The organism is Brevundimonas sp. UBA7534, assembly GCF_002479325.1.
Classification (GTDB): Bacteria; Pseudomonadota; Alphaproteobacteria; order Caulobacterales; family Caulobacteraceae; genus Brevundimonas.
Map to the genome: position 1 here is coordinate 1 of NZ_DLMO01000161.1, position 25,966 is coordinate 25,966.

The window sequence follows — 25,966 nt, forward strand, 5'->3', positions numbered from 1 at the left end:
GGCGACCAGCGCGCTGGACAGCCGCACCGAGGCCGCGATCCAGAAGACGCTGAGAAAGGCGCGGGCCGGGCGCACGACCTTGGTGGTGGCGCACCGGCTGTCGACCGTGGCCGACGCCGATCAGATCCTGGTGCTGAAAGCCGGCCGCATCGTCGAGCGGGGCGCCCACCATGAACTGGTGGCCCGCGTCGGCGGCGAATACGCGGCGCTTTGGAAGAAGCAGACCCGCGCGGGCCGGGTGGATCAGCCCGCCTGACCGGCGCCCAGCTTGCGCCGCAGAACCTCGCGCAGATTGTCGACGATGGCCTGGCGGGCTTCGGTCGCGTCCCCGGGCAGGGCCAGCAACAGCTTCATCGCCTGGGCGTGGACCGTGGGGATGCGCCAGTCGAAGCCGCCGTCGCGCGGCGCGGCGTCCAGCAGATCGCACAGACCCCGCGCGGCGATGCACAGGTCGTCCATCGCGAACGGGCTGGCCGCGTCGATGATCTGGCTGGAGGAGGCGTAGGCCATGTCCAGGCGCATCTTCTCGGGCAGGCCCGGCGTCGGCGGCGTGAGCAGGGCGGCGATGTTCTGGGCGATCAACGCGATCGCCTGGTCCTGGAGGCCGTCGAGATTGGCCTTGGCCTGGGCCAGGGCCACGCCGACGCTGATCCCGCCGGGCTTGTCGACCATCTGGGCCAGTCGCGACTTGCGCTGGACGTGGGTGATGACGGTCATGCGATCTCCACGGTGTTGGAGGCTTTGGTCGCGCCCATGCGGTCGGCGCGGCGTTCGGGGCCGTCCCATTCCTCGTCGCGGAAGCGCCGGTCGGGACCGAAGTAGTCGCCGACCTCCAGGAAGGGGCGGTTGTCACGCGCGACCCACAGGATTCGCTCCAGCAGCATGGCGGCGCTGAAGGGCTTGGTGACCAGAAAGTTGGCGCCGCAGTCGCGGGCCTGGTTCAGGCGTCCGCGCCGGATGTGGCTGGCCGTCATGATGATGGGAGAGAAGGCGTTCTGGTTCAGGCCCGAGCGACGCAGCCAGCGCACCAACTCGAACCCGTCGATGTCGGGCATGTCGGTATCGACCACCAGCAGATCGACGGGCTTTTCCTGGAGGATGCGCTTGGCCTCTCCGCCGCTGCCGACGGTGAAGGCCGGGCGAATGCCGAAGCCGGCCAGGGCGTTGGACGTCAGGGTGAGAGAGAACGGCGAATCATCGACGATCATGGTGACCGCGCCGCCCAGATTGAAGACCGCGCTCTCGCGCAGGGAATCGCCCAGCGTGGTCATGCGTCGCCGCGCCGTTTCGATCCCGTGATGCGGACCATGTTCGATTCCCCGTCAGCTTCCGACAGGGTCGCAATTCAGGGTGGACAGGGCGTTAACGCTGTTCGCCCAAATGCCGTGTGAAGATGGCGGTCAGGCCAGGGCGCCGATGGCGTAGAAGCGGTCGGCGCGGGCCTTCCTGATCTGTTGGGGCGTCAGGCCGTCAAAAGTCTTCAGTTCCTCGGCCAGGACGTCGCCGACCGTGGCGATGGCGGCCGCGCGCTCGGTGTGGGCGCCGCCGACAGGTTCCTCGATCAGGCGATCGACGATCTTCAGCTGGATCAGGTCCGGGCCGGTGATCTTCATGGCCATTGCGGCGTCCTTGGCGCGCGCGCCGTCGCGCCACAGGATGCCGGCGGCGCCCTCGGGCGAGATGACCGAATAGATGGAGTGCTCCAGCATCAGCACGCGGCTGGCGGCGGCGATGGCGATGGCGCCGCCCGAACCGCCCTCGCCGGTGATGGTGGCGATGGAGGGGACCCCGAGGGTCAGGCCGCGCTCGGTGGAGCGGGCGATGGCCTCGGCCTGGCCGCGCTCTTCGGCGCCCAGGCCCGGATAGGCGCCGGCGGTGTCCACGAAGGTCAGGACGGGCAGGCCGAACTGCTCGGCCATGTCCATCAGGCGCACGGCCTTGCGATAGCCCTCGGGCCGGGCCATGCCGAAGTTGTGGCGCAGCCGGGTGTCGGTGTCGTGGCCCTTTTCGTGGCCCATGACCACCACCGGCCGGCCGCGGAACCGGGCCAGGCCGCCCAGGATGGCTTGGTCGTCGCCGAACTGGCGGTCGCCGTGCAGCTCGTTCCAGTCGGTGAACAGGCCCTGGACGTAGTCGACGAAGTGCGGGCGCTGGGGGTGGCGGGCGACCTGGGTCTTCATCCAGGGGTCCAGGCCTGCGTAGGTCTTCTTGCGCAGCTGGTCGGCCTTCCGGCGCAGGCCCGCGATCTCGGCGTCGAACGAGCCGGCGCTTTCGGACAGGGCCGACAGCTCCGCGATCTTGGCTTCCAGATCGGCGATGGGCTTTTCGAAGTCGAGGTAGTGCGTGGCCATCTAAGGCGTCCGGAACAGCGGGGCGCGGGGCGACCCAAGGGAAGGCGGCGGAACCTAGAGACGTCAACGCCGCCGGGCAAGCGGGGGTTCAGTCGTCCCGCGCCAAGGGGTGGTTCTGCTGGACCACCTGGGTCAGCCGGTCGGTGGCGACGTGGGTGTAGATCTGGGTCGTGGCGATGTCGGCGTGGCCCAGCAGGGTCTGGACCACGCGCAGGTCGGCGCCGCCTTCCAGCAGATGGGTGGCGAAGGCATGGCGCAGGACGTGGGGGCTGACCCGCGCCGGATCCAGCCCGGCGGCCAGGGCGGCCTCGTCCAGCAACTGGGCGAAACGGCGGGGCGTCAGATGGCCTGAGCGGCCAGACGAAGGGAACAGCCAGACGCTGTCGGCCGCCTCGGGTTTGCGTTTCGCGTCCCGTGCGGTCAGCCAGGTCTTCACCGCCTCGCGCGCCGCGCCGTTGAGCGGGGCCAGGCGTTCCTTGCCGCCCTTGCCGCGCACGATCAGATAGGCCGGGTCGCGCCGCACGGCCTCGACCCGCAGCGCCAGCAGCTCCGACACGCGCAAGCCCGAGGCGTAGGCCAGTTCCACCAGGGCGACCAGGCGCAGGCCGGCGGCCGCATCCTTGCGCGCGGCGGCCTGCAGCAGGCGGTCGATCTCGTCGCGAGACAGCACCTTGGGCAGGGCGCGCCCCTGCTTGGGCGCGTCCAGGCGGCGAGAAGGATCGTCGGCGCGCCAGCCCTCGGCCAGGGCGAAGCGATAGAACTGACGTACGGCCGAACGGCGCCGCGCCGCGGTGGCGGCCGAGAGGCCCCGACGCGACAGGTCGGCGAACCAGGTTTCCAGCCCTTCGGCATCGGCGTGCATCAGGCCGCCGGTCGCCGTCTCCGCGTCGGCCAGATCGCGCGAGTAGGCGGCCAGGGTGTGGGGCGAGGCGTCGCGCTCCACCGCCATCATCTCCAGAAAGGCCTCGATCTGGGGCGTCATCGGACGATCCGGCGCCGCGGCGTATGGCGCGAGGCGGCGCATCGTGTAGAGGGTTGGTCGATCATGTCCGCCCGCCGCGCCGCCTTCTTTCCACGTCTGTTCGCCGGAACGCCCGGATGAGACGACGCGCGAATCCGCCGCCGCGACGCACCATAGCGCTGGTGGGGCTGATGGGAGTGGGCAAATCCTCGGTGGGGCGCCGGTTGGCCAACCGGCTGAAGCTGCCCTTCGCCGACGGCGACGTCGAGATCGAGGCGGCGGCCGGAATGACCATCGCCGAGATATTCGCCAGCATGGGCGAGGGCGAGTTCAGGGCCGGCGAGGCGCGGGTCATGCGCCGCCTTCTGGAAGGACCGCCGATCGTGCTGGCCACGGGCGGCGGGGCGATGATGAACGCCGAGACGCGGGCGCTGTTGCGCGAACGGGCCGACACGGTGTGGCTGCGGGCCGACCTGGGCGTCATTGCGGAACGGGTGGCCCGTCGCGATACGCGGCCCCTGCTGCGCGGGCGCGATCCGCTGGAGGTGCTGACGGGCCTGGCCGAGACGCGGTACCCGCTTTACGGCGAGGCGGACCTGACGGTGGACGTGGGCGAGGGCTCTCACGGTCAGGCGGTGGACGCCATCCACCGCGAACTGCGCCGGCATTGGCGGCGCAAGCGACGCGCGGAGACGAAGACATGAAGACCCTTCCCGTGGGCGGCCAGGGTTTCCGGCCCTATGATGTGGTGGTGGGGCGCGGCCTCTTGGCGCGCGCGGGCGAACGCATCGCCTCGCTGGCTCGGGGCCGGACGGTGATCGTCAGCGACGAGACGGTCGTGGCGATCCACGGTCACACTCTTTCGGCTTCGCTGGAGGCGGCCGGGGTGCGGACCGAGACGGTCACCGTGCCGGCGGGCGAGGCGTCCAAGTCCTTTGCTCAGCTGGAGCGGGTGCTGGATCGACTGCTGGAGATCGGGCTGGACCGCAAGGACGTGGTCGTGGCCCTGGGCGGCGGGGTGGTGGGCGACCTGGCCGGGCTGGCGGCGGCGCTCTACATGCGGGGCATCGACTTCGTTCAGGTTCCGACGACCCTTCTGGCGCAGGTGGACTCCTCGGTCGGGGGCAAGACGGCGATCGACACGCCCAGGGGAAAGAACCTGGTCGGCGCCTTTCATCAGCCGCGTCTGGTCCTGGCCGACATCGACGTGCTGGCGACCCTGCCGGACAAGCAACTGCGCTCGGGCTGGGCCGAGGTGCTTAAGCACGGGCTGATCTGCGACGCCGCCTTCTTCGATTGGCTGGCGGGCGAGGGCGCGGATGGCGCGCGCGGCGATCCGGCGGCGCTGGAGCGGGCCGTGGTGCGCTCGGTCGAGATCAAGAGCGCCGTCGTCAGCGAAGACGAGAAGGAGGCGGGCCGCCGCGCCCTGCTGAACCTGGGCCACACCTTCGGCCACGCGGTGGAGGCGGAACTGGGCTTCGAGGAGGCCGCGTTGGCGCACGGCGAGGCTGTGGCCCTGGGGTGCTGCCTGGCCTTCCGCTATTCCGCGCGCGAGGGCCTGTGCGCGGAGGCCGACGCCCGACGGGTCGAGGCCGTGATCGCGGCGGCGGGCCTGCCGACACGGCTGGATCAGGCGGGCACGTTCGACGCGGATCGCCTGCTTGCCCTGATGGCGGGCGACAAGAAAGCCGAGGGCGGAGCGCTGACCCTGATCTTGGCTCATGGGATCGGCCAGGCCTTCGTGGCCAAGGGCGTCGATGCGGAAAGCGTCAGGGCCTTTTTGGTCGAAGAGGGGGCGGCGGCCTAATCCACCGCGCGGCAGTCGGTCGACTGACGGCCTTCGACGGACCAAGTGGCCATGACGCCCTTGCCGCGCAGTTCCACGCCCGAGGCGCGGTACCAGATGCCGTCGGCGGCGCGCTGTTGATAGAGGTCGACCGCCTCGCCAGAGGAGTTGCGCACGGTGGCCATCTCGCGCGGATTGTCGAAGTCGACGGTCAGGCGCTCGCCGTTGTCGCACAGATAGACCGCGTGGATGACGTTGTTGAGGATGCGGTCCTGAACCTCCGCGCCTGTGCGTTTGCGCGCGGTCTGGGCCTCGATGGCCCGTTCCTTGACCTCGTCGCCGGTGGTCGGGGCGCGCGACGGATCGGGGCCGCAGGCGGTCATGACGGTCAGGGCCGCCAGGCCCGCGAACAGGATGGATTGCGGCGGATCCAGCTTTATCAAGACAGTCGTCCCTCCCACGGCGCCGCTTGGCGCGGCGTCCTAACGTGCGCCCGACGCCGCCGTTCCCCGCCGTGAGCGGAAGAAGGACCGGAGCAGCGTCGACGCCTCCTCCGCCAGAGGACCCGAGTCGGCGGCCGGGCGCCAGTGGCAGGTGGGCTGATCGAACAGGCGCGGGCCGTGGATCACGGCGCCGCCCTTGGGGTCGTCGGCGGCCCAGACGACCCGGCCGATGCGGGCGTGGCTGATGGCGCCGGCGCACATGGCGCAGGGCTCCAGCGTGACATAGAGGGTCAGGCCGGTCAGGCGGTAGTTCTGGAGCGCCGTCGCGGCGCGGCGCAGGGCGACGATCTCGGCGTGGGCGGTCGGGTCGTGGGCGCCGATGGGGCCGTTGGCGCCGGTCGCGATCACCTCTCCCGTGGCCGGATCGACCAGAATTGCGCCCACCGGGACCTCTCCCGCGTCCGCCGCCGCTTGCGCTTGGTCCAGCGCCATGCGCATGAACCGCTCATCATGGTCCGCCATACAGACGACAACGACAAGAAGCCCCGCGCCCGTCAAGACGAACGGTCGCCCCGGCCCTTCAAATCCTCCGGTCCCCGCAAGAGCGGCGACGGGAAGGCCCCCTTCGGCGACAGGCCGCGAAAGCCTTTCGGCGACAAGCCGACGGGCGATCGCCCACGCGCGGGCGCCAAGCCAGCCCCCAAGTCCGGCAAGGCCGACGCCGCCCCGGTCCGCAGCGAGCGAATCGCCAAGGCCATGGCGCGCGCCGGCATCGCCTCGCGCCGCGAGGTCGAACGGCTGATCGGCCTGGGCAAGGTGGCGGTCAACGGCCGCATCCTGGACACGCCCGCCACCCTGGTGACCCGCGACGACGTGATCACCGTGGACGGAAAGCCCATCGGCGCGGCCCAGGCGACGCGGGTCTGGCGCTATCACAAGCCGGCGGGCCTGTTGACCAGCCACAACGACCCCGCCGGGCGGCCGACGGTGTTCGACGCCCTGCCGGCGGGCCTGCCGCGCGTGATTTCGGTCGGGCGGCTGGACCTGAACACCGAGGGGCTGTTGCTGCTGACCAACGACGGGGAGCTGAGCCGGGCGCTGGAGCTGCCGTCGACGGCCCTGGTGCGCCAGTACCGCGCCCGGGCGCGCGGCAAGATCACCCAGGCCGACCTCGACAAGCTGAAGGACGGCGTGGTCGTGGACGGCGTGTCCTACGGCCCGATCGAGGCGACGCTGGACAAGGCCAAGGAAAGCAAGTCGGAAGACGGCAAGGCGCCGGCCAACCTGTGGGTCTCGGTGTCGATCACCGAGGGCAAGAACCGCGAAGTCAGGAAGGTGCTGGAATCGGTCGGCCTGACGGTCAATCGCCTGATCCGCCTGGCCTATGGGCCGTTCCGCCTGGACGTCCTGCCGGTCGGGTCGGTCGAGGAGGTCGGACCGCGCGTGATCCGCGAGCTGCTGGGCGAGCACATCCGGCCCGAGAACCTGCCGACGGGCAATACGGTCGAGACGCCCGCGCCGATCCCCGGCCGCCGCATCTCGACGCCGATCGTGAAGGGCCGCTCCGGCTCGGCCATGTCGGACCCGTCGCGCAAGCCCAGCCGCGTGCGCGCCGCCGAGAGCGCCCAGGCCGAGGCGGTGGAGCGTCGCGAGCGGGCGCCCAAGAAGGATGGCTGGGCCAAGGCAAAGCCCAAGTTCGAGCACACCAAGAGCTTCAAGCCCCGCGAACGCACCGCCCCCGAGGGCGAGCGGCCGACGCGGGCGGACGGCGACCGGCCCAAGCGCGTCTTCAAGCCCCGCGACGATCAGTTCATCGACGATCGGCGCAAACCCGCCGGCCGTTCTGGCGCCAAGCCCGGCGGACGCGACTTCAAGCCCCGCACAGGCGGCAAGCCCGCCGGCCCGTCGGGGACCAGCGGACGCAGCCCCGGCGGCAAGCCGCGCACGCCGCGCTGATCCATGCGGATCGTCGCCGGAAATCTGAAGGGCCGCGCCATCGTCGCGCCGGAGGGGCAGGGCACGCGCCCGACCTCGGACCGGGCGCGCCAGGCCGTGTTCAACGTGCTGGAGCACGCCGCCTGGGGCGAGAGCCTGCAGGGCTTGCGGGTCATCGACCTGTACGCCGGATCGGGCGCGCTGGGCTTCGAGGCGATCAGCCGGGGGGCCGCCTTCTGCCTGTTCGTCGAGATCGACGACGATGCGCGCGGCGCCATCCGCGAGAACGCCGACGCCTATGGCCTGATGGGGCGCACGCGGGTGCATCGGCGCAGCGCGACCGACCTGGGCGTGCGGCCGGGATCGGCCGGCGAGGCCTTCGACCTGGCCTTCCTGGACCCGCCGTACGGCAAGGGGCTGGGGGAACAGACGCTGGCGCGGCTGAAGGAGGGCGGCTGGTTGAAGCCCGGCGCCCTGGTGGTGTTCGAACGCGGATCGGACGAAGCCGAGATCGACACGCCGGGCTATGAGCGGCTGGATGCGCGCGACTATGGCGCGGCGCGGGTTCTCTTTCTGCGAGTTGAATGAGGCGCGGCGCCTGAAGGACCATTGCACTGCACCGGCGAAAAGGGTGCAAGTGCAATAGGGTGCAACGGGGGAACCTCCGACCTCGGTAAACGTGAAGGGCATCCTATCACGCCCCGGACCTGTGCGAGGTCGATCGCCGCATCATCAGCTCAACCCGTTGATCGGTCGGACTTTCCTTTTCAGAATTAGGAAGGCTTGCGGCTCAGTCCCCGCCATTCAGCAGCGCGTCGAGCGCGGCCTGGTGCGCGGCCATGCGCCGCCGACAGCGGCGGGCATGGTGCAAATAGAAGCCGATGCAGGCCGCCAGGAAGAGGCCGGCGCCCGCCAGGATCGGGCCGCGCATTTCGGCGACCGGTTCGGCGAGCCGCAGCATGACGATCAGGAAGACCATGCCCGCCAGGCTGATCGCCACCCCGGCCAGCGCCCAGCGATAGCCGGTGCGGGCCTGGCCCAGGGCCGAGCGCAGCACGGCCTGAGGCGTGTCGGTCAGCAGGCCGGGATCGCCCCGCCGCGACCACAGCGTCATCAGCAGGGCGAAGACGGCGAAGCCCAGGGCGGCCAGGACGACCGGCAGGTCGACGCCGCGCCACAGCGCCCAGCCCATGACGCCGACCACGGCCAGGCCGCCGACGATCTCGGACAGGAAGTTCAGCCGGGCCAGCCGGTCGCGGCGGCGCAGCGACCGGATCAGGGCGGCGTCAAGGGGCGGACCGTCGTCCGGCGTGGCGGCCCAGGCCTGCGTCAGGTCGGACCAGTCGTCGGGGCGATCTTCGGGGGGCGGGATCATGGATGGTCCTCCGGATTGAGCGCCTCGCGCAGCGCGGCCTTGGCGCGGGTCAGGCGGATGGAGACGGCGTTGGCGTTCAGACCCAGCATGTCGGCGATCTCGGCCGGGGCGAAACCCTCCAGCGTCAGCAGGGCGGGCTGGCGTAGAGACAGGGGCAGGGCGCGCACCGCATCAGCGAGCCGGACCTGCAGATCCCGCGTCTCGGCGGTGTCGTGCGGCGTCGGCGCGTCGGAAGGCGCGGCCTCGTCCAGCGGCTGGCGGCGGGGCTCGGCCGCCTCGCGCGCCACATGGGTGACGGCGCGGTTGTGGGCCACGCGGGCGATGAAATGGCGCAGCGGCGCGTCTCCGCGATGCTTCGGCAGCGCGCGCCAGACGGCCAGCAGTATGTCCTGCTCCAGCTCGCGCCGCCGCTCGCGATCCGCCTCATAGGCCGAGGCGATGCGGCGCAGCATGGCGCCGTGCTCGGCCAGCAGGGCTTCGAAGGTCTGGTCGCGTCCCAAGCGCGGCGCTCTCCGGAAAAATCGTCGGTCGGGATGAAAGACTCAGCCAGCCGCCGAGACTTTCACGTCAGGCGTCAAAAAACCAAAGGAGTTCGCCATGACCGTCGAGATCGAAACTTCCGCCGCCAAGCCCGGCGTCCTGACCCGGGGCAAGGGGTTCCTGAAGCTGCTGGCCGTCCTGCTGCTGGTCGCGGCGGTCGCGGCCTGGATCTCCCTGGGGATCGGCCTCTACCTGGACGTGGAGCGGGGGACGCGGCTGACGCTGGCGATCGTGGCGGCGGTGGCGACCGAGGCGCTGTTCTGGACCACGGCGGCGCTGCTGGGCGTCTCGGTGGTCGAGGCGCGCAAGCGCATCTGGCGCAAGATCACCGGCCGCGCAGGCTGAGCGCCAGGGTCCGGGCGGCGGCCGTCACCTCGGCCCAGGTGACCTCGAAGCCGTCGTCGTCCCCGAAATAGGGATCGGCCACGGCCTGGCCCTCGCGGCCGGGGACGTGGTCGAGCAGCAGGCTGAGTTCGGCGCTCGCATCGTCGGGCCGCAGGCGGCGCAGGTTCTCCAGATTGTCGTGGTCCAGGGCGACGATGTGGGTGAAGCGACGAAAGTCCGCCGGCTTCACCTGCCGCGCCTTCAGGCCCGAGATGTCGACCCCATGCCGCCGCGCCGTCGCCTGCGCCCGCGGATCCGGCGCCTCGCCCGCATGCCAGTTCCCGGTCCCGGCGGAATCGACGATCAGGTCGAGCCGGAGGCGCTCCGCCTCGGCGCGCAGGGCGGCCTCGGCGAGGGGCGAGCGACAGATGTTGCCGAGGCAAACGAAGAGGATGGAGGGCATGGGGTGATCTGAAGGTCCACTAAGTCGTTAGGGCATTGCAATCCAAAATTTGTATTTGCACACTTCAAGGATGTCCGATTCTAACTCCTTGCCGATCAATCCTTATGCTGAAATCTGGGCAGGCGATCTATTTTCTCGCCAGAAGGATGCGACCATGCTGGCTGCTTACATCGAGAGCATTGCTGGTCGGCCCAACCTTCGGGAAGACCACAAAGGCTTCACCATCTCTGTCGATGCAGAATATGGGACAGGAAAATCATACTTCCTAAAGCGTCTTTCGCGGCATCTTGGCGTCAAGCATCCGGTGGCCTTTGTGGATGCTTGGGCTGACGACTTAGCTGATGATCCGCTGACTGCTATTGCGGCCACGCTTTCAAAGGCATTGGGTCCGCTGACCGCCAAGGACAAAGCGGTTGCGACCTCTATGAAGGTCGTTACCGGAAAAGTCGGTAATATTGCGAAAATCGTCGGAAAAGGAATTTTAAAAAAAGCTGTAGCGATTGCACTTACAGAGTCTGTATCTGACGAACTTTCAAATATTATAAATTCCGAAGACGAGGAAAAATTTAAAGATACGCTTCAAGATGCAGGTACTATCTTCGGTGATGGTTTGGTCGATGGTATTGCACAAAAATCATCAACTAAGTTGATGGCTGACAAAATTGCAAATTTTGAGGCAGGTCAATCTGCTATAGCGGAGCTTAAGCGTAGCTTAGAAGATCTGGTGAGATCGATAGATAGAACTACTCTTACAGTTCCCATAGTTGTTATAATTGACGAGCTTGATCGTTGCCGCCCGCCGTACGCCATAAAGCTACTTGAAGAACTGAAGCATCTCTTCGATGTTGCCGGCATAGTGTTTGTTCTTGGGTTGAATTCTGGCCAGCTGTCGAAGGCCATAAAGGCGGCATATGGGCCCGAATTCGACGGAGTTTCGTATCTTCGTCGATTTATTGATCGGCAGTATACGCTAGGAATTCCTGACCTGCAGCCGCTCGTAGTCCATGTTGCGCGAGAGCTGTCATTGGATTCTGCTAGGCTAGAATGTTTGCAAACCAAAGAGCGCGGAAAGGTCGAAAGGCATGACGATCCTTCGCGTATGATTGCTCGTTACATGGAAATGTATGGAGTCAATGCGAGGTCAACATTCTCTGTTGGAGATATACTTGAGACATGCCTTGCTGTGACCGCGCCTAATAGACTTTTTATGCCAGTTTTGATGCCGCACGTGATTGCAAAATCGCTCCATATCAACCCGGGTGAGCTGACCGTAGAGCATGTTCCAAGCTGGAAATACGTTCTGTATTCTGACAGCTTTGACGGTAGATATGACGAACTGTCGCCAGATGGTTATTTTTCTCAGGCGACAAAAATAGGATCATCAAGCCAAAGCGAAATGATTAGTTCAATCAACAGTGGGAATAGGGTTGCAACGTCGTTGAGCGAATACATTTTTAATAAAAGTTCTGACGACTTGTCCCATCCTGCAAACTACCCCCGACTGATCGAGGCGGTAGCCCATTTCTCTTAAGTAATTTTTCTTTCACCGCCGCCCGAACAGCTTCTCCAGATCGTGCAGCTTCAGCTCCACATAGGTGGGTCGGCCGTGGTTGCATTGGCCGGAGTGGGGGGTGGCTTCCATCTGGCGGAGAAGGGCGTTCATCTCGGGGGCCGAGAGGACGCGGCCCGAGCGGACGCTGCCGTGGCAGGCCATGGTGCCGCAGATGGCGGCGAGGCGTTCCTTGAGCGACAGGGCCTGGCCGTGTTCGGACAGATCGTCGGCGATGTCGCGGATCAGGCCCTGGACATCCGTATCGCCCAGCATGGCGGGGGTTTCGCGCACCAGGACGGCGCCGGCGCCGAAGGCCTCCACGATCAGGCCCATCTCGGCCAGTTCCTGAGCCCGCCCGGCGACTCGCTCGGCCTCGGCGGGGTCCAGATCGACCACCTCGGGGGTCAGCAGGGCCTGGCGGGTCACGGCGCCCTCGGCCATCTGGGCCTTCATCCGCTCATAGACCAGCCGCTCGTGCGCCGCGTGCTGATCGACGATGACCAGGCCGTCGCGGGTCTGGGCGACGATATAGTTGGCGTGGAGTTGGCCTCGTGCGGCGCCCAGGGGGTAATCGAGGGGGTCGGCCGGGGCGTGATGGGCGACGGGGGAATCGTGACCGGCGGGCGCCGTCGCCTGCTGGGGCCAGGACGGGCTGTCCCAGCCGGGTTCGACGCGGGCGGTGCGTTCGTTGAGGCCGGGCAGGACTTGCGCGGCGGCGGCGGGCTGGGACCAGCCTGTCCAGCCGCTGAACCCTTGCGCCGACGGGGCGCTGGGACTGTAGGCGGGGCCGGATGCGAAGCCGGTGTGGGCCTGGAACCCGGACAGGGCGTCGGCGGCGACGGTGGTGGAGGCGCGGTGGCCGGCGGCGTGCAGGGCGTGGCGTAGGCCGCCCACGATCAGGCCGCGCACCAGGGCGGGGTCCCGGAACCGCACCTCGGCCTTGGCCGGGTGGACGTTGACGTCGACATGAAGCGGATCGATGTCCAGGAACAGGACGGCGGCCGGATGCCGGTCGCGCGCCAGGAAGTCGGCGTAGGCGCCGCGCAAAGCCCCTTGCAGCAGCCGATCCTTCACCGGGCGGCCGTTGACGAACAGATACTGATGCGCCGCATTGCCCCGGCTGTAGGTCGGCAGGCCCGCATAGCCCGACAGGCGCACGCCGTCGCGTTCCTGGTCGATCAGAAGGGCGTTGGCCTCGAAGTCGCGGCCCAGCAGGGCGGACAGGCGGCGCAGGCGGCCCTCGTCGCCGGGGGGCTCGGCGGGCAGGCGCAGGGTCGTCTTGCCGTCCAGCGACAGGGTGAAGGCGACGGCCTCGTGCGCCATGGCCTGGCGCTTGATCTCGTCCGAGATGGCCATGGACTCGGCGCGTTCGGACTTCATGAACTTGAGCCGGGCGGGAGTGGCGTAGAACAGGTCGCGCACCTCGACCCGCGCGCCGTGCGGGCCGGGGAAGGCGGCGGGGGCCAGGGGGCGCGGGTCGCCGCCCTCCACGCGAATGGCCCAGGCGTCGCCTTCGTCGCGCGAACGCGTGGTGATCGACAGGCGGGCGACCGAGCCGATGGAGGGCAGGGCCTCGCCCCGGAAGCCCAGGGTGTGAATGCGCAGCAGATCGACGTCGCCGGCGTCGTCGGCCTCCAGCTTCGACGTGGCGTGGCGTTCGATGGCCAGCGGCAGTTCCCCGCGCGGGATGCCCTTGCCGTCGTCGGCGATCAGGATGCGCGACAGCCCGCCGCCGTCGGCCTGGATCTCGATGTTGGCGGCGCCGGCGTCCAGGGCGTTCTCGACCAGTTCCTTGATGGCGCTGGCCGGCCGCTCGACCACCTCGCCGGCGGCGATGCGGTTGACGGTCTCGGGCGGGAGGCGACGAATGGGCATGGCCGACGAAGATAGGACGCGCCGGGGATTCGCGCCACGGCGGGTGAGGGCCTCAAGAGCCCCTCCACCACCGCCTCCGGCGGCGGTCGCCCTCCCCATCGCTCGCGATGGGGAGGAGACAGTTGCGTCGGTCTTAGCGCGCCTGGTCCCAATACCGCACCGCGTCGGCGTCGCGGGCTGACAGGTCGGGGTAGGCGGGATCGGAGCCGACGTCGGGGACACGGCGCCAGGAGCGCGCGCATTTCGGATAGTCGGCCGTCTTGACCTCGACCGAGGCCGCGTCGCCGCCCACGACCAGTTCGGCGCCCGAGGTGCGGAACACTTCGGCGGCGTCGAGCCCGTCGAACGGCGCGAGAAGGTCCGCCGGGGCGATGACCGTGGGCCAGGCGTCCAGCGCCCCGCCGATCCGCTTGTCGCGGCGGGCCGCTTCCAGCGCGTCGTTGACGGCCGACAGGACCGTGTCGATGCGGGCCCAGCGATCCGCCTCGGCCGCGTTTTCCCACGCCGCCGGGGTGTCCGGGATGACGCGGGCGCAGTTCGTGCCCGCGTCGGGGAAGCGGGTGGTCCAGGCCTCTTCCATGGTGAAGGGGGTCAGCGGGGCCAGCCAGGCGGTCAGGCGGGCGAAGACCTCGTCCATCACGGTGCGGGCGGCGCGGCGGCGGATCGAGTCGGGCCGGTCGCAGTAGAGAGCGTCCTTGCGGATGTCGAAATAGAGGGCCGACAGGTCGCCGGAGCAGAAGTCGAGGATCGGCCGGATCACGTCTTGGAAGCGGTATTCGGCGTAGGCTGCGCGGACCTGGGCGTCGAGTTCCCACAAACGGTGTCGGATGAACTTTTCCAGCGGCGGGAACTGGTCGTAGTCGGTCAGCCGCTCGGCCTCGTCGAAACCGGCCAGGGCCCCCAGCAGATAGCGGACGGTGTTCCTGAGCTTGCGATAGGCGTCGACCGTGGTCTGGAGGATCTGCTTGCCGATGCGCTGGTCGTCCGAATAGTCGACCAGGGCGACCCACAGGCGCAGGATGTCGGCGCCGGATTCCTTGATGATGGTCAGGGGGTCCGTGGTGTTGCCCCGCGACTTGGACATCTTCTCCCCGTTCTCGTCCAGGGTGAAGCCGTGGGTCAGGACCGCCTTGAACGGCGCCCGGCCGCGGGTGCCGCAGCCTTCGAGCAGGGACGACTGGAACCAGCCGCGGTGCTGGTCGGAGCCTTCCAGATAGAGGTCGGCCGGCCAGTGCGCCGGGCGGTCGCCGCTGTAGCCGTGCTCGGCCGTGCGCGGGTCCAGGGTGAAGGCGTGGGTGGAGCCGGAGTCGAACCAGACGTCCAAGATGTCCTGCACCTTCTCGTAGCGGGACGGGTCGTGGGCGCCCAGGAAGTCGCTGTCCGGCGCGGTGAACCAGATGTCGGCGCCGTGTTCGGCGACGGCGGCGACGATGCGGGCGTCGACCTCGGGGTCGTGCAGGGGCTGGCCCGTCTGCTTGTCGATGAACATGGCGAGCGGCGTTCCCCAGGCGCGCTGGCGGCTGACCAACCAGTCGGGACGGCCCTCGACCATCGAACGGATGCGGTTCTTGCCCGTCGCCGGGTGGAAGGCGGTGGCGTCGATGGCGTTCAGCGCCGTCTCTCGCAGGGTATCGCCGCTCTTCAGCGGTTGATCCATGCGGATGAACCACTGGGGGGTGTTGCGGAAGATGATCGGTGCCTTGGAGCGCCAGGAGTGCGGATAGGAGTGCTCCAGCCGCCCGCGCGCCAGCAGATTGCCGGCCTCGATCAGCTTTTCCATCACCGCGCCGTTGGCGGCGCCGAACTTGCCTGTCTTCTTGCCCTCGGTCTCCAGCACCTTGAGGCCCGCGAACAGGGGGACGGTCGGATAATAGGCGCCGTCCGGGTCGACCGTGTCCGGCACTTCGTGATGACCGTGGGCCTTCCACACCTCGAAGTCGTCGGCGCCGTGGCCGGGCGCGGTGTGGACGAAGCCCGTGCCCGCGTCGTCGGTGACGTGATCGCCGGCCAGCAGAGGCACGGAGAAGCCGTAGCCGCTGTCCAGCGCGGCCAGCGGGTGGGCGGTCTCCAGGCCCGACGGATTGATGTCGTAGACGCGAGTCCAGGCGGCGATCTTGGCGGCCTTGAAGACCTCCTCGGCCAGCTTGTCGGCCAGGATCAGGCGGTCGCCGGGCTTGGCCCAGGGCTCGAACTCCAGGCCCTCTTCCATGGCCGTGACCTCATAGAGGCCATAGGCGATCTCGGGGCCGTAGCTGATGGCGCGGTTGGCCGGGATGGTCCAGGGCGTCGTCGTCCAGATGACGATGGAGGGCGTGCTGCTGCGGAAGGACAGCAGATCGTCCGGATGGTCGTCCGAGACGCCCGTGACTGGGAACTTGACCCAGATCGTGGGCGAGACGTGATCGTGATACTCGACCTCGGCGTCGGCCAGGGCGGTGCGTTCGACCGGCGACCACATGACGGGCTTGGAGCCGCGATAGAGCTGGCCCGAGTTCTTGAACTTGTGGAACTCGGCGACGATGGCCGCCTCGGACGCGAAGTCCATGGTGGCGTAGCGGTTGGCGAAATCGCCGACGACCCCCAGACGCTGGAACTGGTCGCGCTGCAGGTCGATGTACTTGCCGGCGTAGTCGCGGCAGGCGGCGCGGAACTCGTCCTTGGACACCTCGTCCTTGCGGCGGCCCTTGGCGCGGAACTGCTCCTCGATCTTCCATTCGATCGGCAGGCCGTGACAGTCCCAGCCGGGGACGTAGTCGACGTCATAGCCCAGCAGGAATCGGCTGCGGACCACGAAGTCCTTCAGAGTCTTGTTCAGCGCATGGCCGATGTGGATGTCGCCGTTGGCGTAGGGCGGGCCGTCGTGCAGCACATAGAGCGGGGCGTTCTGAGCCTGACGCTCGGCGCGGAGCTTGCCGTACAGGTCGCCCCACTGCTCAAGGATCAGCGGCTCCTTCTGGGGCAGGCCGCCGCGCATGGGGAACGGCGTTTCGGGCAGGAAGACGGTGTCGCGATAATCGCGGCCGGAAGCGGTTTCGGGGGTGTCGGAGGCGTCGGCCATTAGGTCGTCTCGGCGTCGTGAAGGTGATGTCGCTGTCTTCGTTCGCCCTCGTGGGGGCGGTCTTCCCGGCGTGCGCGGAGCCGCAAGGCCCACCCCCAAAAGATTTTGGGGCGCTACGCCGGGCGGCTAATCGAAATCAGGCGAATGGAGACGCGGACGATCATTGTGCGGCCGGTCTAGCAGAACGGTGCGGCATCGCGCCATCCCGGAAAAGCGCGGCGTCTCAACGGAAACGAAAGGCTTTTGACGTTTTGGTTAAGGGATGATCGGCCGGGTTGCGCCTCGCCGACGCCTTGAACACGCTCGGGAGCCCTGCCCATGAGGCTGCGGATCAGAAACTGGATGCTGGCGCTGGGAGCGGGCTTGGCCGCGACTGCGATGGCCGGCGCCGCTGCGGCGCAGTGCGGCTCTGGGTGCGAGCCGCCGCCCCCGCCGTGCTGCGAACCGCCCCCGCCGCCGCCGCCGCCCTCTTGCGATAGCGGCTGCACGCCTTATCCGCCGACCTACCCGCCTGGCGACGGCAATGTGAACGTGAACGTCAACGTCAACGCCGGGGCCTACGCCAATGCGAACGCGGGAGCCAGCTCCTACGTCAACGCGCGCGCCGGCGGGTTCAGCAGCAGCCGGGGCTTTGGTTCAGGCTATGGCTACGGTTACGGCGGCGGCTCGGCCTATGTCAGCGTCGAATCGCCCGCGCCGACGACCATCCAGGGCCTCGCCGTCGAAGGCATGGCCATGCAGACCGTGCGCACGCCCTATACCGCCTTCCGCAGCATGATGAAGCGGGTGGTGATCCAGGCCGTCTGCATCGACGACCGGCAGGTTCCGCACCCGGCCTCTCAGGTCCGGCCCGACCGCGAGGTGGGCGAAGGCTACGACGGCGAGCTGTATCGCTGCTTGGCCGGAACCTGGCTGCAGGCGACCATCGCCGACTATGACGGCGACATCAGCTTCGACCACGGCGAGACCCTGACGTGCCGCAAGCACGAGGCCCTGTGGTTCGGCGCCGGCGGCAAGCTGGAGTGCCGGCCCGAGAAGCCCGAGCGGGACTGCAACGAGCGGTCGCTGCTGCGGCGCTACGGCGCGGGGATCAAGATCCTGACGCTCTACCGCGAGGAGGAATACACCGAATACCGCGAGGAGCAGGTTCAGGGCACAGCGGTCATGACCGGCACGATCACCCTGGACGGCGGCGTCGGCGGCCGGGTTTTCTGAACCTGAGCCGAACGGCGTCGTTCAGGCCCGGCTCACGCGCCGGATGAGAGGATGCGACCGTCGGCTCTCCGTCGACGATCCTGAAGACTGGCCCCGGTCCGCGTTGGACCGGGGCCTTTTTCATCAGGGGCCTTATTGGGCCGGAGCGGCGGCCTTGTCGGAGACGACTTCCAGACGCCAGGCCGCGGCGGGCGTCAGGTACTGCCGCGCCAGCCGTTGCAGGTCCGCCGGCGAAACGGATTCCAACACCGCGATCTGGCTGCGGGTCTGGTCCAGCGAGGCGGGCTCGGACTGGGCCTCGGACAACTGCTGCAGCCAATAGGCGTTGTCGGCCATGCTGCGGCGGATACGCTCGACCGCCGGCAGGCGGGCGCGGTTCAGTTCGTCCTCGCTGACCGGATTGTCGCGCAAATCGGCGGCGATGGCGTCCACCGTCTCGAACAGTTTGGGCAGGGCCTCGGGCGGCGTTTGGGCCGTGACCGAGACGTAGCCATAGCCGGGATAGATGTCGGAGCTGTTCGAGCCGGCGTTCGGCGAATAGGCCAGACCCTGCTTTTCGCGGATCTCGTCGTTGAGCCGCAGCTGCAGGACATCGGACAGGATCGACAGCTGGCGCGCGGTGGTGCGGTCGCCGATCTGGTCGGTGGTCGGCCAGGCGACGAAGCCCAGGGCCTGGTCGGCGGGACCCTCGTGCGTCAGACGGGCCGGCGCGGCGTCCGGCGCCGGGAATCGGCGCTGGGCAGAGGCGGGGGCGGGCGTCGGCGCGGGGCCGCGCGCGGGCAGGGCGCCGAAGGTGGAGGCCACGGCCGCGATGGCGGCGTCCACGTCGACGTCGCCCACCACGGTGATCTCGATCGGGCCGTGGGCCAGGGCCGCGGGCACGCCGGCGCGCAGCTCGTCGATGCTCATGGCGGCGATCTCTTCGGCGGTCGGGAAGGTTTCGCGACGGTCGCCCGAGGCCAGCAGGCCCGAGCCGTCGCGCTGGAACACGCCGGCCGGGGTCGCGCTCAACTGCTGGAGAAGTTGCGGGAAGAAGGTCTTGATCTGCTCGAACGGCGCGGCGCGCAGGCCGGGATCGGTCAGATAGGCGGCCAGCACCTGCATCTGCAGCTGAAGGTCTTCGGGGCGGGTGGCCCCGCTGAAGACATAGGCGTCGCCGCCCAACTGGGCCGTGGCGCTATAGACGTGGCCGCTGAGCACGCGGGTCATTTCGTCCAGCGTCAGCTTGCCCACGCCGCCGGGCGCCAGGACCGGATTGGCCAGGGACAGGGCGGTGACCCGATCCGCCGGCAGCCCCAGCTCTCCGATGCCGGTGCGGGCGCTGACGAGAATCTGGTCGTCGCGGAAGTTGGTGGGCTTGATGTTCAGCAGCACGCCATTGGGGAAGCGAACAAGGGTGGCCCCCAGGTCGGCGACCTCGGTGCGTTCCGCCGGGACGCCGGCGGTTCCGAAGTCGGTGTAGGGCCAGTTCAGGGCGGCCTGTTCGGCGCGCGCGCTGACCGGAACCTGGCGCGAAGCTTCCAATGCGGCGGTGACGGCGGTCTCGCCGCCCTCGACCGGGACCGGGGACGAGAACAGGACCAGCGGCCCCTGGCCTTCGAACACCGGCGCCACGGCCGCGTTGACCTGGGCGGCGGTCAGGTCCTTCACCGCGGCCTCGAAGATGGTCAGGCTTTCCTGGGGCGTGGTGAAGACGCGGTCGTCGTTGACCGCGCCCAGCAGACTGTTGGCCAAGGCGGGCGTGGACCGCGTGGCGGCGGTGGCGACCGCGTTCTGAAGGGCGGTGCGGTAGTCGGTGATCTCGCGCTGGAGTTCGGCGTCGGTGACGCCATGCTCGGCCAGCCGGCGGCCTTCCTGCTCGACCGCCTCCAGGGCGCGCTTCCATTCGCCCGGATTGAAGCTGACGGCGATCGTGCCGGCGTCCAGGCTGTTGAACAACTGCTGATAAGAGCCGCCGGCCCCGAGGAACGGCGGGTTGTCGGCGCGCGCCATCTCGCCCAGTCGGCGGTTCAGAACGGCCAGACCCAGGCTGCGGCGCAGGTCGGTGGTGCGTTCGGCGACCGTGTCGGCGTCCAGGTCCGGGGCCTTGATCCAGTTGATCTGGATCGAGGATTGCACGCCCGGCTCGACGATGATGGCGGTCTCGGGCTGGCGCGGGGCGACCGTTCCCAGATCGGGCTCCGGGCCGTCGGCCGCCTTGGGGGTCCAGTCGCCGAAGGCCTGGCGGATCTTGGCTTCCATCGCATCGACATCGAAGTCGCCGACGGCGATGAAGGTCCCGCGCGAGGGGCGATAATAGGCGTCATAGAAGGCGACGAACCGCTCGCGCGGGGCTGTGCGGATGATGTCCAGGTCGCCGATGGGCAGGCGTTCGGCCAGGCGCTGGCCCTGGGCCAGCAGACCCAGCTGGGTCTTGAGCACGCGCAGCTGTGGGTTGTTGCGGGTGCGTTCCTCGCCGACGATGACGCCGCGCTCGGCGTCGATGGCGTCCGGCGCCATCAGGGCGTCGCCCATCATCTGGCGCAGCACGTGAAGCGAGGCGTCGACCGTTTCGTCCTTGGTGTTGGGCAGTTCCAGCACATAGGCGGTCTGATCGAAGCTGGTGAAGGCGTTGGTGTCCGCGCCGAAGGCCAGGCCGAGACGTTCGAGGATGCGCAGCATCTCGTTCTCGGGGATGTCCTTGGTGCCGTTGAAGGCCATGTGCTCCATGAAGTGCGCCAGGCCCTTCTGGTCGTCGGTCTCCATCAGCGAGCCGGCGTCGATGCGCAGGCGGAACGACGCCTGGCCCGGCGGGGTGGCGTTGCGAAGCAGGGCGTAGCGCATGCCGTTCGGCAACAGGCCGAATCGCACCGAGGGATCGGCGGGAATGTCGCTGGCCGCCTGGGGCCAAGGATCGGAGGGCGCGACCTGCGCCACTGTGGCCGCGGGTGCGGCCTGGGCGAAAGCGAAGGCGGGCGCCGCGAAGGCCCCCGTGCTCAGGGCAAGGCCCGAGACGGCGACGAGAAGCAGGCGACGCGCAGAACGCATAAATTCACTCCGAAAAGCCGCAACCCCCGATGGAGCGGCCCCAAGGGAGTAGGCGAGACGGCGGATGGCGGCAAGCGACGCTGCGCGTCGTCTCGCCCAAGAGCGACGATCAGCCGCCCGGACGCGAGACGTAGAAGGTGGCGCTGTTGCCCGCGGCGTTGGCGCCGACCACGGCGGCGCGGCTCCCGCCCGTTCGGCCCGCGCCGACGTTGACCACGGCGGACACGTCGCCGGAGTTCACCTGGGTGTTGGAGACGTTCACCTCGCCGCCGCAGGTCGAGCAGACGTAGCCGCTGACCGCATTGCCGATGGCGTCGGCGCCGACGTAGGCGTCATAGCCCGTATTGCCCTGGAAGGTCGCGACGGCCTCGACCCCGCCGGTGTTGATCTGGGTGTTGTCGAGCGACAGATAGATGTCGTCGTTGCCGGCGATGGTCTCGTTGGCCACGGCCCGGGCCGTGGCCAACGCAGCGCCGTAGAGATCGGTGCGGAGGCGTGTCTCGGCGCGGACGCGGCCCGCGTTGGACTGGTCGGAACGGATCACCATCGAGCCGCCCTCGTTGCCGGCGTCGGCGTAGTTGCCGCGCGCCTGGGCGTCGGCCGACACGTCCCAGGCGTTGTCGATATAGACGTCGGTCTGGGCGACGGTGGTGGAGGCCCGGTTTTCCTGGCGGATGGCCAGGTCCTGATGCGAGGAACCCGTCGTACCGGCCTGGACGGCGTTGGCGGTCGCGCGGCTGGAGAAGGAGGCCGTAGCCGGGACGTAGCGGATGTCGGCGACCGTCTCGGAGAAAACCGTGGTCTGGGCGGTCTGGTCGATGGCGCCCAACACCTGGGAGCGGGGACCGCCGATGGCGACGTTGTTGGCCGTGGCCGAGGTGGACACGTAGCCGCCGCCGGTGATCGCGCTGTCGCCGGCCTGGATGTCGGTGCTGGCCCGGACCGCCGGGCCTGTGGAGACCTGAGCTGCATCGACGGTGAAGACGGCGTCGCCCGTATAGGCCTCGAAGTTGTTGCCTCGCACGTGATTGTCGATCGTCGCGCCGTCCTCGGCCCCAGAGACCGCCAGGACGACTCCTCCCTGCACAAGGCCCCGATTGTCCTGGCGCGAGATCATCGCGCCGGACGTGCCGACGACGCCGCCGCGCAAGACATTGCCCTGGGTCTCGACGGAGACCTGAAGCTGGCCGACGCCCACGTCGAGATTGACAGAGGACAGAACGTCGCCGGTCTGGACCTGATTGCTGGAGCAGGCCGCGCCGGTCAGCGGATCGCAGACCGGCGCCTGCTGGGCCGGCGCCTCAGTAGCGGCTGCCGCGAACGTCGCCGTCGCGGCGATCATGCCAGCGAGACGGATCGGCGCGTGTCTGGCCATTGTTCGTGTCCGTGTTGGGATAGGCGGGATAATAGCCGCCGGTCGGGCCGACCGTGGAATCGGCCAGCGGATCGTTGGCCGGGTTCAGACAGATCTCCGGGCCCGGCGCGCCGTAGAGATTGGCCATGAACTCGACCGTGGCGCGCTCCACCAGGGCGCGGACGGCCAGTTGCACCGGTTCGAACCCGCCCGTGCCGGCCGAGATGTCGAAGACGTTGCCGTTCAGGAAGTCGAAGACACCGGCGGAGATCTCGCGGCCGATGATCTGCTTCTGATAGGAGACGACGTCGACCACCTCCAGGGTGGTGGTCTGGACCAGACGCAGGTCCATGGCGATGTTCATGACGAAGACGCGGTGGGTGACGATGCCCGAGCCGGGCGTGTCGCTGTCGACCTCGCCGCCGGCCACGTCGAAGCCGCCCGAGCGGATGTTGTAGTTCACCTCGGTAATGCCGCCGACGACGTAGAAGTCCGAGCCGGGCACCTGGCCGGCCAGGATGCGGCGATACTGGGTGTCCTCGGGCGCGTCCGGCGCCTGGTCGCCGATCAGCTTGTTGTTGGCGTAGCGCAGCTCCAGCTCGGACACCGAGGTGTCGTAGCGTTCGACGATCCGCGCGCCGGCCTTGGCCAGGGCCGAGGTCGCCATCAGCGAGGCGCCGCCCGTGATCTGGCGCCCGCCATCCGAGGAGACGGTGCCGGTGTAATCGCTGATCCGGCCCACCGCCATGCGCGGCGAGGGCAGGTTGTAGCGCCGCGCGTAGTCCGCCAGGCAGTACAGCGCCGTGGAGTAGGGCGTCGGGTTCGACGTCACCGGCGCATTGCCGATGGGCGTGGCGTAGAGGCCCGACGGACCTGCCGTGGGGCTGACGCAGCCGGCCAGGGCCAGGGCGGCGACCGCCGTGGCCGCGACCGCGCGCGAACGGAGACGGGAAGGTGTGTGTGTGCGGCTCATGGCAGGTCGAGGGTTCCGTTCAGGGCCGTGCCGGCGGTGACGTCGCCGTTGTTGGTCTGGTTCGAATTGACGATCACGGTGTTCCAGCTGCCCTGGACCACGACGTTGAGCTGGTTGCCGATGGCGGTCGAGCCGCCGATGGTCGTACCCGAACGCGATCCGTAGCCGGCCCCGCTGTAGGCGCTGGCCACGCCGCCGGTCTGACGCGAATAGGACGAGGCGCCCGATTGGATGATTCCGTCCACGATCAGACGGTTGCCATTGGCGTCGCGCGTGGATCCGGTCGTGCCGCTGGTTGTGCTGGACCGAGCCGAGCCATAGCCCTGCTGGAACTGGGAGGCGCCGCCGGAGCCGGCGGTCTGAGCCTCCGCCAGGGCGGGGAACAGCGTTCCCGCGACGAGGGCGCTCGCGGCGATCAGCGTCTTTGCGAACATGGTTTCTGGACGCTCCTCGCGCACGAAAAACAGTGCGGGTCGGATTGTCGACCCATGCCTAATCTCGGTTAAGGTTATTAAGAAGCGCTTGAGATTGCGTCGGTCGCTGCGCATTTGAGGGCATGACCGATCCCCACGGCCGATTCGATGCGCCGCCTCCGGGCCGGGAGCGGATGTTCAACGCCCCGCTGACGGTGGTGCTGATCGCCGCGTCCATGCCGGTGCTCTTCTTCTTTCAGCAACGCCTGCCCGACGAGGGGGCCGGCATGGCCTTCGCGCCGGCGGATCTGGCCGACGACCGATGGGGGACTCTGTTCACCTCCATGCTGCTGCACGGCGGCTGGGCGCACGCGATCATGAACGCCATCGCCGCCCTAGCCTTCGGCGCGCCGGTCGCGCGATTGTTCGGGGACAGGGTCGGGCCGACGGTCTTCCTTCTCTTCTATGTGGCCTGCGGCGCCCTGGCGGCGCTGGGCTATGGGCTGATTCACTGGGGGTCGACCCAGGCGATGGTCGGGGCCTCCGGCGCCGTGTTCGGCCTGATCGGCGCGGCGACGCGGTTGATGGGCGGGCAGGGCAGGGTGCTGCCCTTGACCGACCGGCGCGTGCTCAGCGCCTCCCTGGCCTGGATGGCTGTGAATGTGGTGGTCGGGCTGATCGGCTATGCGCCCGGCATGCAGGGCGCCCAGATCGCTTGGGAGGCCCACGCCGTCGGCTTCGTGGTCGGGATCTTGGCCATCGGGCCCTTGGCGCGCCTGTTCGACAAGGGCCCGGAATCGCCAGACGCCCCGCGCGTTTGATTCCCCGCGCGGACTGAGCGATCATCGGTCGAGAGCGGCCCAGTCGCCATTCCGGCCCCGCGGTCGTCTCCATAGAGAGAAGGAGCCGCGATGTTCGTCGCCGAGATCCTCAGGACCAAGGGGAACGCCGTCTTTTCCATCGCGCCGGACCTTACGGTGGCGCGGGCCTGCGCCGAACTGGAAGGACGAAGGGTCGGAGCGCTGGTCGTCTGCGACGGCGACAGTGTGGCCGGGGTGTTTTCCGAGCGCGACGTGGTGCGCGCTCTGGCGCGCGACGGCCTCCTGGCGCTGGATCGCCCCGTCAGCGCCTATATGACCGAGAAGGTCATCTTCGCAGAGCCGCGCGAGGAGATGTCGGCGCTGATGACGCGCATGACGGATCGACGGATCCGCCACCTGCCGGTGATAGCCGAGGGGCGGCTGGCCGGCGTCATCTCCATCGGCGACGTGGTGAAATGCCAGATCGCCGAACACGCGCGTGAGGCCGAGAGCCTGAAGACCTATATCGCCGCGGGCTGAGCCGGGCGCGGGGCTCGTCTATCGCGGGTCCGTCAGAAAATTCGCCGAACCGTCAGAATCCGGTTGCGGCCGAAAGGGGTGCTCCGTATAGAGCCGCCTCGCTCGGAAACGGGCCGGCCGACGGGGCCGAGGCGGTGCGAACCGGCTCTCTCCGGAGGAAGACAGAAGCGAAAAACTTCTTGCTTTCTCAGATCGGTTTCGGTACCTTCCGCGCTCCAATCGAATTGCCGACGTAAGGTTTCAGAGGGAAGCCCAGCTTCCCTCCGGCGGTTTTTTGCGGTCTGAAGGGTTTGCTCTTCGCTCCGCAAAATCTTCGAAAGAAGCGGTTGACACGAGGTTCGGTGGTCTCTAAATCGCCGCCTCCGCCGCTGACTGGGCGTTAAACGGTTGGGCCTCTTCGGGGGTTTGGGTCTTTGACATTGTTGATTTGGAAAGAGAAACGCAGGCGGCGGTGTTCTAGCGATCTTCAGAGATGGAGATCATTTCGACACTGACACTCTGCGGTCTTTTTTGAAGATACCATGCGCTGAGCTTTAGGGCTTAGCGGGTGGGAACTCGTCAAGAATACGTAGAACTAATGCCGGAGCCACTTATGTGGTTTCAAGCTTAGGTCAGAAGTCAACTCAACCTGAGAGTTTGATCCTGGCTCAGAGCGAACGCTGGCGGCAGGCCTAACACATGCAAGTCGAACGAACTCTTCGGAGTTAGTGGCGGACGGGTGAGTAACACGTGGGAACGTGCCCTTTGGTACGGAATAACTCAGGGAAACTTGAGCTAATACCGTATGTGCCCTTCGGGGGAAAGATTTATCGCCATTGGAGCGGCCCGCGTCTGATTAGCTAGTTGGTGGTGTAATGGACCACCAAGGCGACGATCAGTAGCTGGTCTGAGAGGATGATCAGCCACATTGGGACTGAGACACGGCCCAAACTCCTACGGGAGGCAGCAGTGGGGAATCTTGCGCAATGGGCGAAAGCCTGA

At 68.2% G+C, this 25,966-nt stretch carries 24 protein-coding genes, 1 rRNA gene and 1 pseudogene; 11 read left to right on the forward strand and 15 right to left on the reverse strand.

The window, feature by feature from the left end; all coding sequences use genetic code 11:
• Positions 1-256, forward strand: a pseudogene (locus B2U11_RS13335) (metal ABC transporter permease); the annotation flags it as partial.
• On the opposite strand, the gene B2U11_RS13340 reads toward B2U11_RS13335, so the two are convergent.
• The 4 genes from B2U11_RS13340 to B2U11_RS13355 form a co-directional block, all read right to left on the reverse strand.
• Positions 244-717, reverse strand: coding sequence for a chemotaxis protein CheE (locus B2U11_RS13340; protein WP_292072397.1), 474 nt, complete (start codon positions 715-717; stop codon positions 244-246). The pseudogene B2U11_RS13335 and the gene B2U11_RS13340 sit on opposite strands and share 13 nt — an antisense overlap.
• Positions 714-1,271 (reverse strand): response regulator, encoded by a 558-nt coding sequence (locus B2U11_RS13345; RefSeq protein ID WP_292072398.1) that lies wholly within the window; start codon positions 1,269-1,271, stop codon positions 714-716. The genes B2U11_RS13340 and B2U11_RS13345 overlap by 4 nt, the downstream gene beginning before the upstream one ends.
• Before the next feature lie 129 nt (positions 1,272-1,400).
• Complete coding sequence (locus B2U11_RS13350; protein WP_292072399.1) at positions 1,401-2,351, reverse strand: acetyl-CoA carboxylase carboxyltransferase subunit alpha; 951 nt, start codon at positions 2,349-2,351, stop codon at positions 1,401-1,403.
• Between the two features lie 88 nt (positions 2,352-2,439).
• Positions 2,440-3,333: a tyrosine recombinase gene (locus B2U11_RS13355; protein ID WP_292072400.1), complete on the reverse strand. Its 894-nt coding sequence runs from the start codon at positions 3,331-3,333 to the stop codon at positions 2,440-2,442.
• 116 nt (positions 3,334-3,449) lie between these two features.
• On the opposite strand from B2U11_RS13355, the gene B2U11_RS13360 reads away from it, so the two are divergent.
• Both B2U11_RS13360 and aroB read left to right on the forward strand, forming a co-directional pair.
• Entirely contained in the window at positions 3,450-4,016 is a 567-nt protein-coding gene (locus tag B2U11_RS13360; RefSeq protein ID WP_292072402.1) for a shikimate kinase, read from the forward strand.
• Positions 4,013-5,119, forward strand: coding sequence for a 3-dehydroquinate synthase (gene aroB, locus B2U11_RS13365; protein WP_292072403.1), 1,107 nt, complete (start codon positions 4,013-4,015; stop codon positions 5,117-5,119). The genes B2U11_RS13360 and aroB overlap by 4 nt, the downstream gene beginning before the upstream one ends.
• On the opposite strand, the gene B2U11_RS13370 is transcribed toward aroB, so the two are convergent.
• Positions 5,116-5,541: an MliC family protein gene (locus B2U11_RS13370; RefSeq protein ID WP_292072404.1), complete on the reverse strand. Its 426-nt coding sequence runs from the start codon at positions 5,539-5,541 to the stop codon at positions 5,116-5,118. The genes aroB and B2U11_RS13370 overlap by 4 nt on opposite strands.
• 39 nt (positions 5,542-5,580) lie before the next feature.
• Complete coding sequence (gene tadA, locus B2U11_RS13375; RefSeq protein ID WP_292072405.1) at positions 5,581-6,039, reverse strand: tRNA adenosine(34) deaminase TadA; 459 nt, start codon at positions 6,037-6,039, stop codon at positions 5,581-5,583.
• A gap of 12 nt (positions 6,040-6,051) precedes the next feature.
• On the opposite strand from tadA, the gene B2U11_RS13380 reads away from it, so the two are divergent.
• The gene (locus B2U11_RS13380; protein WP_292072406.1) at positions 6,052-7,497 is read left to right on the forward strand and encodes a pseudouridine synthase; all 1,446 of its coding nucleotides are present in this window, start codon (positions 6,052-6,054) and stop codon (positions 7,495-7,497) included.
• A 3-nt stretch (positions 7,498-7,500) separates the two neighbouring features.
• A complete protein-coding gene (rsmD, locus tag B2U11_RS13385) occupies positions 7,501-8,064 on the forward strand; it encodes a 16S rRNA (guanine(966)-N(2))-methyltransferase RsmD (RefSeq protein WP_292072408.1) in 564 nt (187 codons plus the stop codon).
• Between the two features lie 202 nt (positions 8,065-8,266).
• Here the strand turns inward: rsmD and B2U11_RS13390 are convergent, their stop codons facing one another.
• The gene (locus B2U11_RS13390) at positions 8,267-8,851 is read right to left on the reverse strand and encodes a hypothetical protein (RefSeq protein ID WP_292072410.1); all 585 of its coding nucleotides are present in this window, start codon (positions 8,849-8,851) and stop codon (positions 8,267-8,269) included.
• Positions 8,848-9,351: an RNA polymerase sigma factor gene (locus tag B2U11_RS13395; protein WP_292072412.1), complete on the reverse strand. Its 504-nt coding sequence runs from the start codon at positions 9,349-9,351 to the stop codon at positions 8,848-8,850. Before B2U11_RS13395 ends, B2U11_RS13390 begins: the two co-directional genes overlap by 4 nt.
• Before the next feature lie 97 nt (positions 9,352-9,448).
• Here B2U11_RS13395 and B2U11_RS13400 point away from each other — a divergent pair, with 97 nt between their 5' ends.
• Positions 9,449-9,736 (forward strand): hypothetical protein, encoded by a 288-nt coding sequence (locus tag B2U11_RS13400; protein ID WP_292072414.1) that lies wholly within the window; start codon positions 9,449-9,451, stop codon positions 9,734-9,736.
• On the opposite strand, the gene B2U11_RS13405 is transcribed toward B2U11_RS13400, so the two are convergent.
• Entirely contained in the window at positions 9,717-10,178 is a 462-nt protein-coding gene (locus tag B2U11_RS13405; protein WP_292072416.1) for a low molecular weight protein-tyrosine-phosphatase, read from the reverse strand. The genes B2U11_RS13400 and B2U11_RS13405 overlap by 20 nt on opposite strands.
• A 70-nt stretch (positions 10,179-10,248) precedes the next feature.
• On the opposite strand from B2U11_RS13405, the gene B2U11_RS13410 reads away from it, so the two are divergent.
• Positions 10,249-11,709 carry a KAP family P-loop NTPase fold protein gene (locus tag B2U11_RS13410; protein ID WP_292072418.1) on the forward strand — a complete coding sequence of 487 codons (1,461 nt, stop codon included), beginning with the start codon at positions 10,249-10,251 and terminating at the stop codon, positions 11,707-11,709.
• Between the two features lie 12 nt (positions 11,710-11,721).
• Here B2U11_RS13410 and mutL read toward each other — a convergent pair whose 3' ends face one another.
• Positions 11,722-13,605, reverse strand: coding sequence for a DNA mismatch repair endonuclease MutL (mutL, locus tag B2U11_RS13415; RefSeq protein ID WP_292072420.1), 1,884 nt, complete (start codon positions 13,603-13,605; stop codon positions 11,722-11,724).
• Between the two features lie 133 nt (positions 13,606-13,738).
• Positions 13,739-16,663, reverse strand: a complete 2,925-nt coding sequence (ileS, locus tag B2U11_RS13420; protein ID WP_292072422.1) for an isoleucine--tRNA ligase — start codon at positions 16,661-16,663, stop codon at positions 13,739-13,741.
• A gap of 318 nt (positions 16,664-16,981) precedes the next feature.
• Between ileS and B2U11_RS13425 the strand changes: the two genes are divergently transcribed.
• Positions 16,982-17,878, forward strand: coding sequence for a hypothetical protein (locus B2U11_RS13425; RefSeq protein ID WP_292072423.1), 897 nt, complete (start codon positions 16,982-16,984; stop codon positions 17,876-17,878).
• A 132-nt stretch (positions 17,879-18,010) separates the two neighbouring features.
• Here B2U11_RS13425 and B2U11_RS13430 read toward each other — a convergent pair whose 3' ends face one another.
• The 4 genes from B2U11_RS13430 to hfaA form a co-directional block, all read right to left on the reverse strand.
• A complete protein-coding gene (locus B2U11_RS13430; RefSeq protein ID WP_292072424.1) occupies positions 18,011-20,905 on the reverse strand; it encodes a M16 family metallopeptidase in 2,895 nt (964 codons plus the stop codon).
• 109 nt (positions 20,906-21,014) lie between these two features.
• Positions 21,015-22,280 carry a holdfast anchor protein HfaD gene (gene hfaD, locus B2U11_RS13435; RefSeq protein ID WP_292072425.1) on the reverse strand — a complete coding sequence of 422 codons (1,266 nt, stop codon included), beginning with the start codon at positions 22,278-22,280 and terminating at the stop codon, positions 21,015-21,017.
• On the reverse strand, positions 22,207-23,232 hold the full coding sequence (gene hfaB / locus B2U11_RS13440) for a holdfast anchoring protein HfaB (RefSeq protein ID WP_292072427.1): 1,026 nt from the start codon (positions 23,230-23,232) through the stop codon (positions 22,207-22,209). Before hfaB ends, hfaD begins: the two co-directional genes overlap by 74 nt.
• On the reverse strand, positions 23,229-23,666 hold the full coding sequence (gene hfaA / locus B2U11_RS13445; protein ID WP_292072429.1) for a holdfast anchoring protein HfaA: 438 nt from the start codon (positions 23,664-23,666) through the stop codon (positions 23,229-23,231). Before hfaA ends, hfaB begins: the two co-directional genes overlap by 4 nt.
• Before the next feature lie 122 nt (positions 23,667-23,788).
• On the opposite strand from hfaA, the gene B2U11_RS13450 reads away from it, so the two are divergent.
• The 3 genes from B2U11_RS13450 to B2U11_RS13460 all read left to right on the forward strand — a co-directional run.
• Positions 23,789-24,466: a rhomboid family intramembrane serine protease gene (locus tag B2U11_RS13450; protein WP_292072431.1), complete on the forward strand. Its 678-nt coding sequence runs from the start codon at positions 23,789-23,791 to the stop codon at positions 24,464-24,466.
• Between the two features lie 90 nt (positions 24,467-24,556).
• Positions 24,557-24,985, forward strand: coding sequence for a CBS domain-containing protein (locus B2U11_RS13455; RefSeq protein WP_292072434.1), 429 nt, complete (start codon positions 24,557-24,559; stop codon positions 24,983-24,985).
• Positions 24,986-25,609: 624 nt separating this feature from the next.
• Positions 25,610-25,966: ribosomal RNA gene (locus tag B2U11_RS13460) — 16S ribosomal RNA — on the forward strand; the annotation flags it as partial.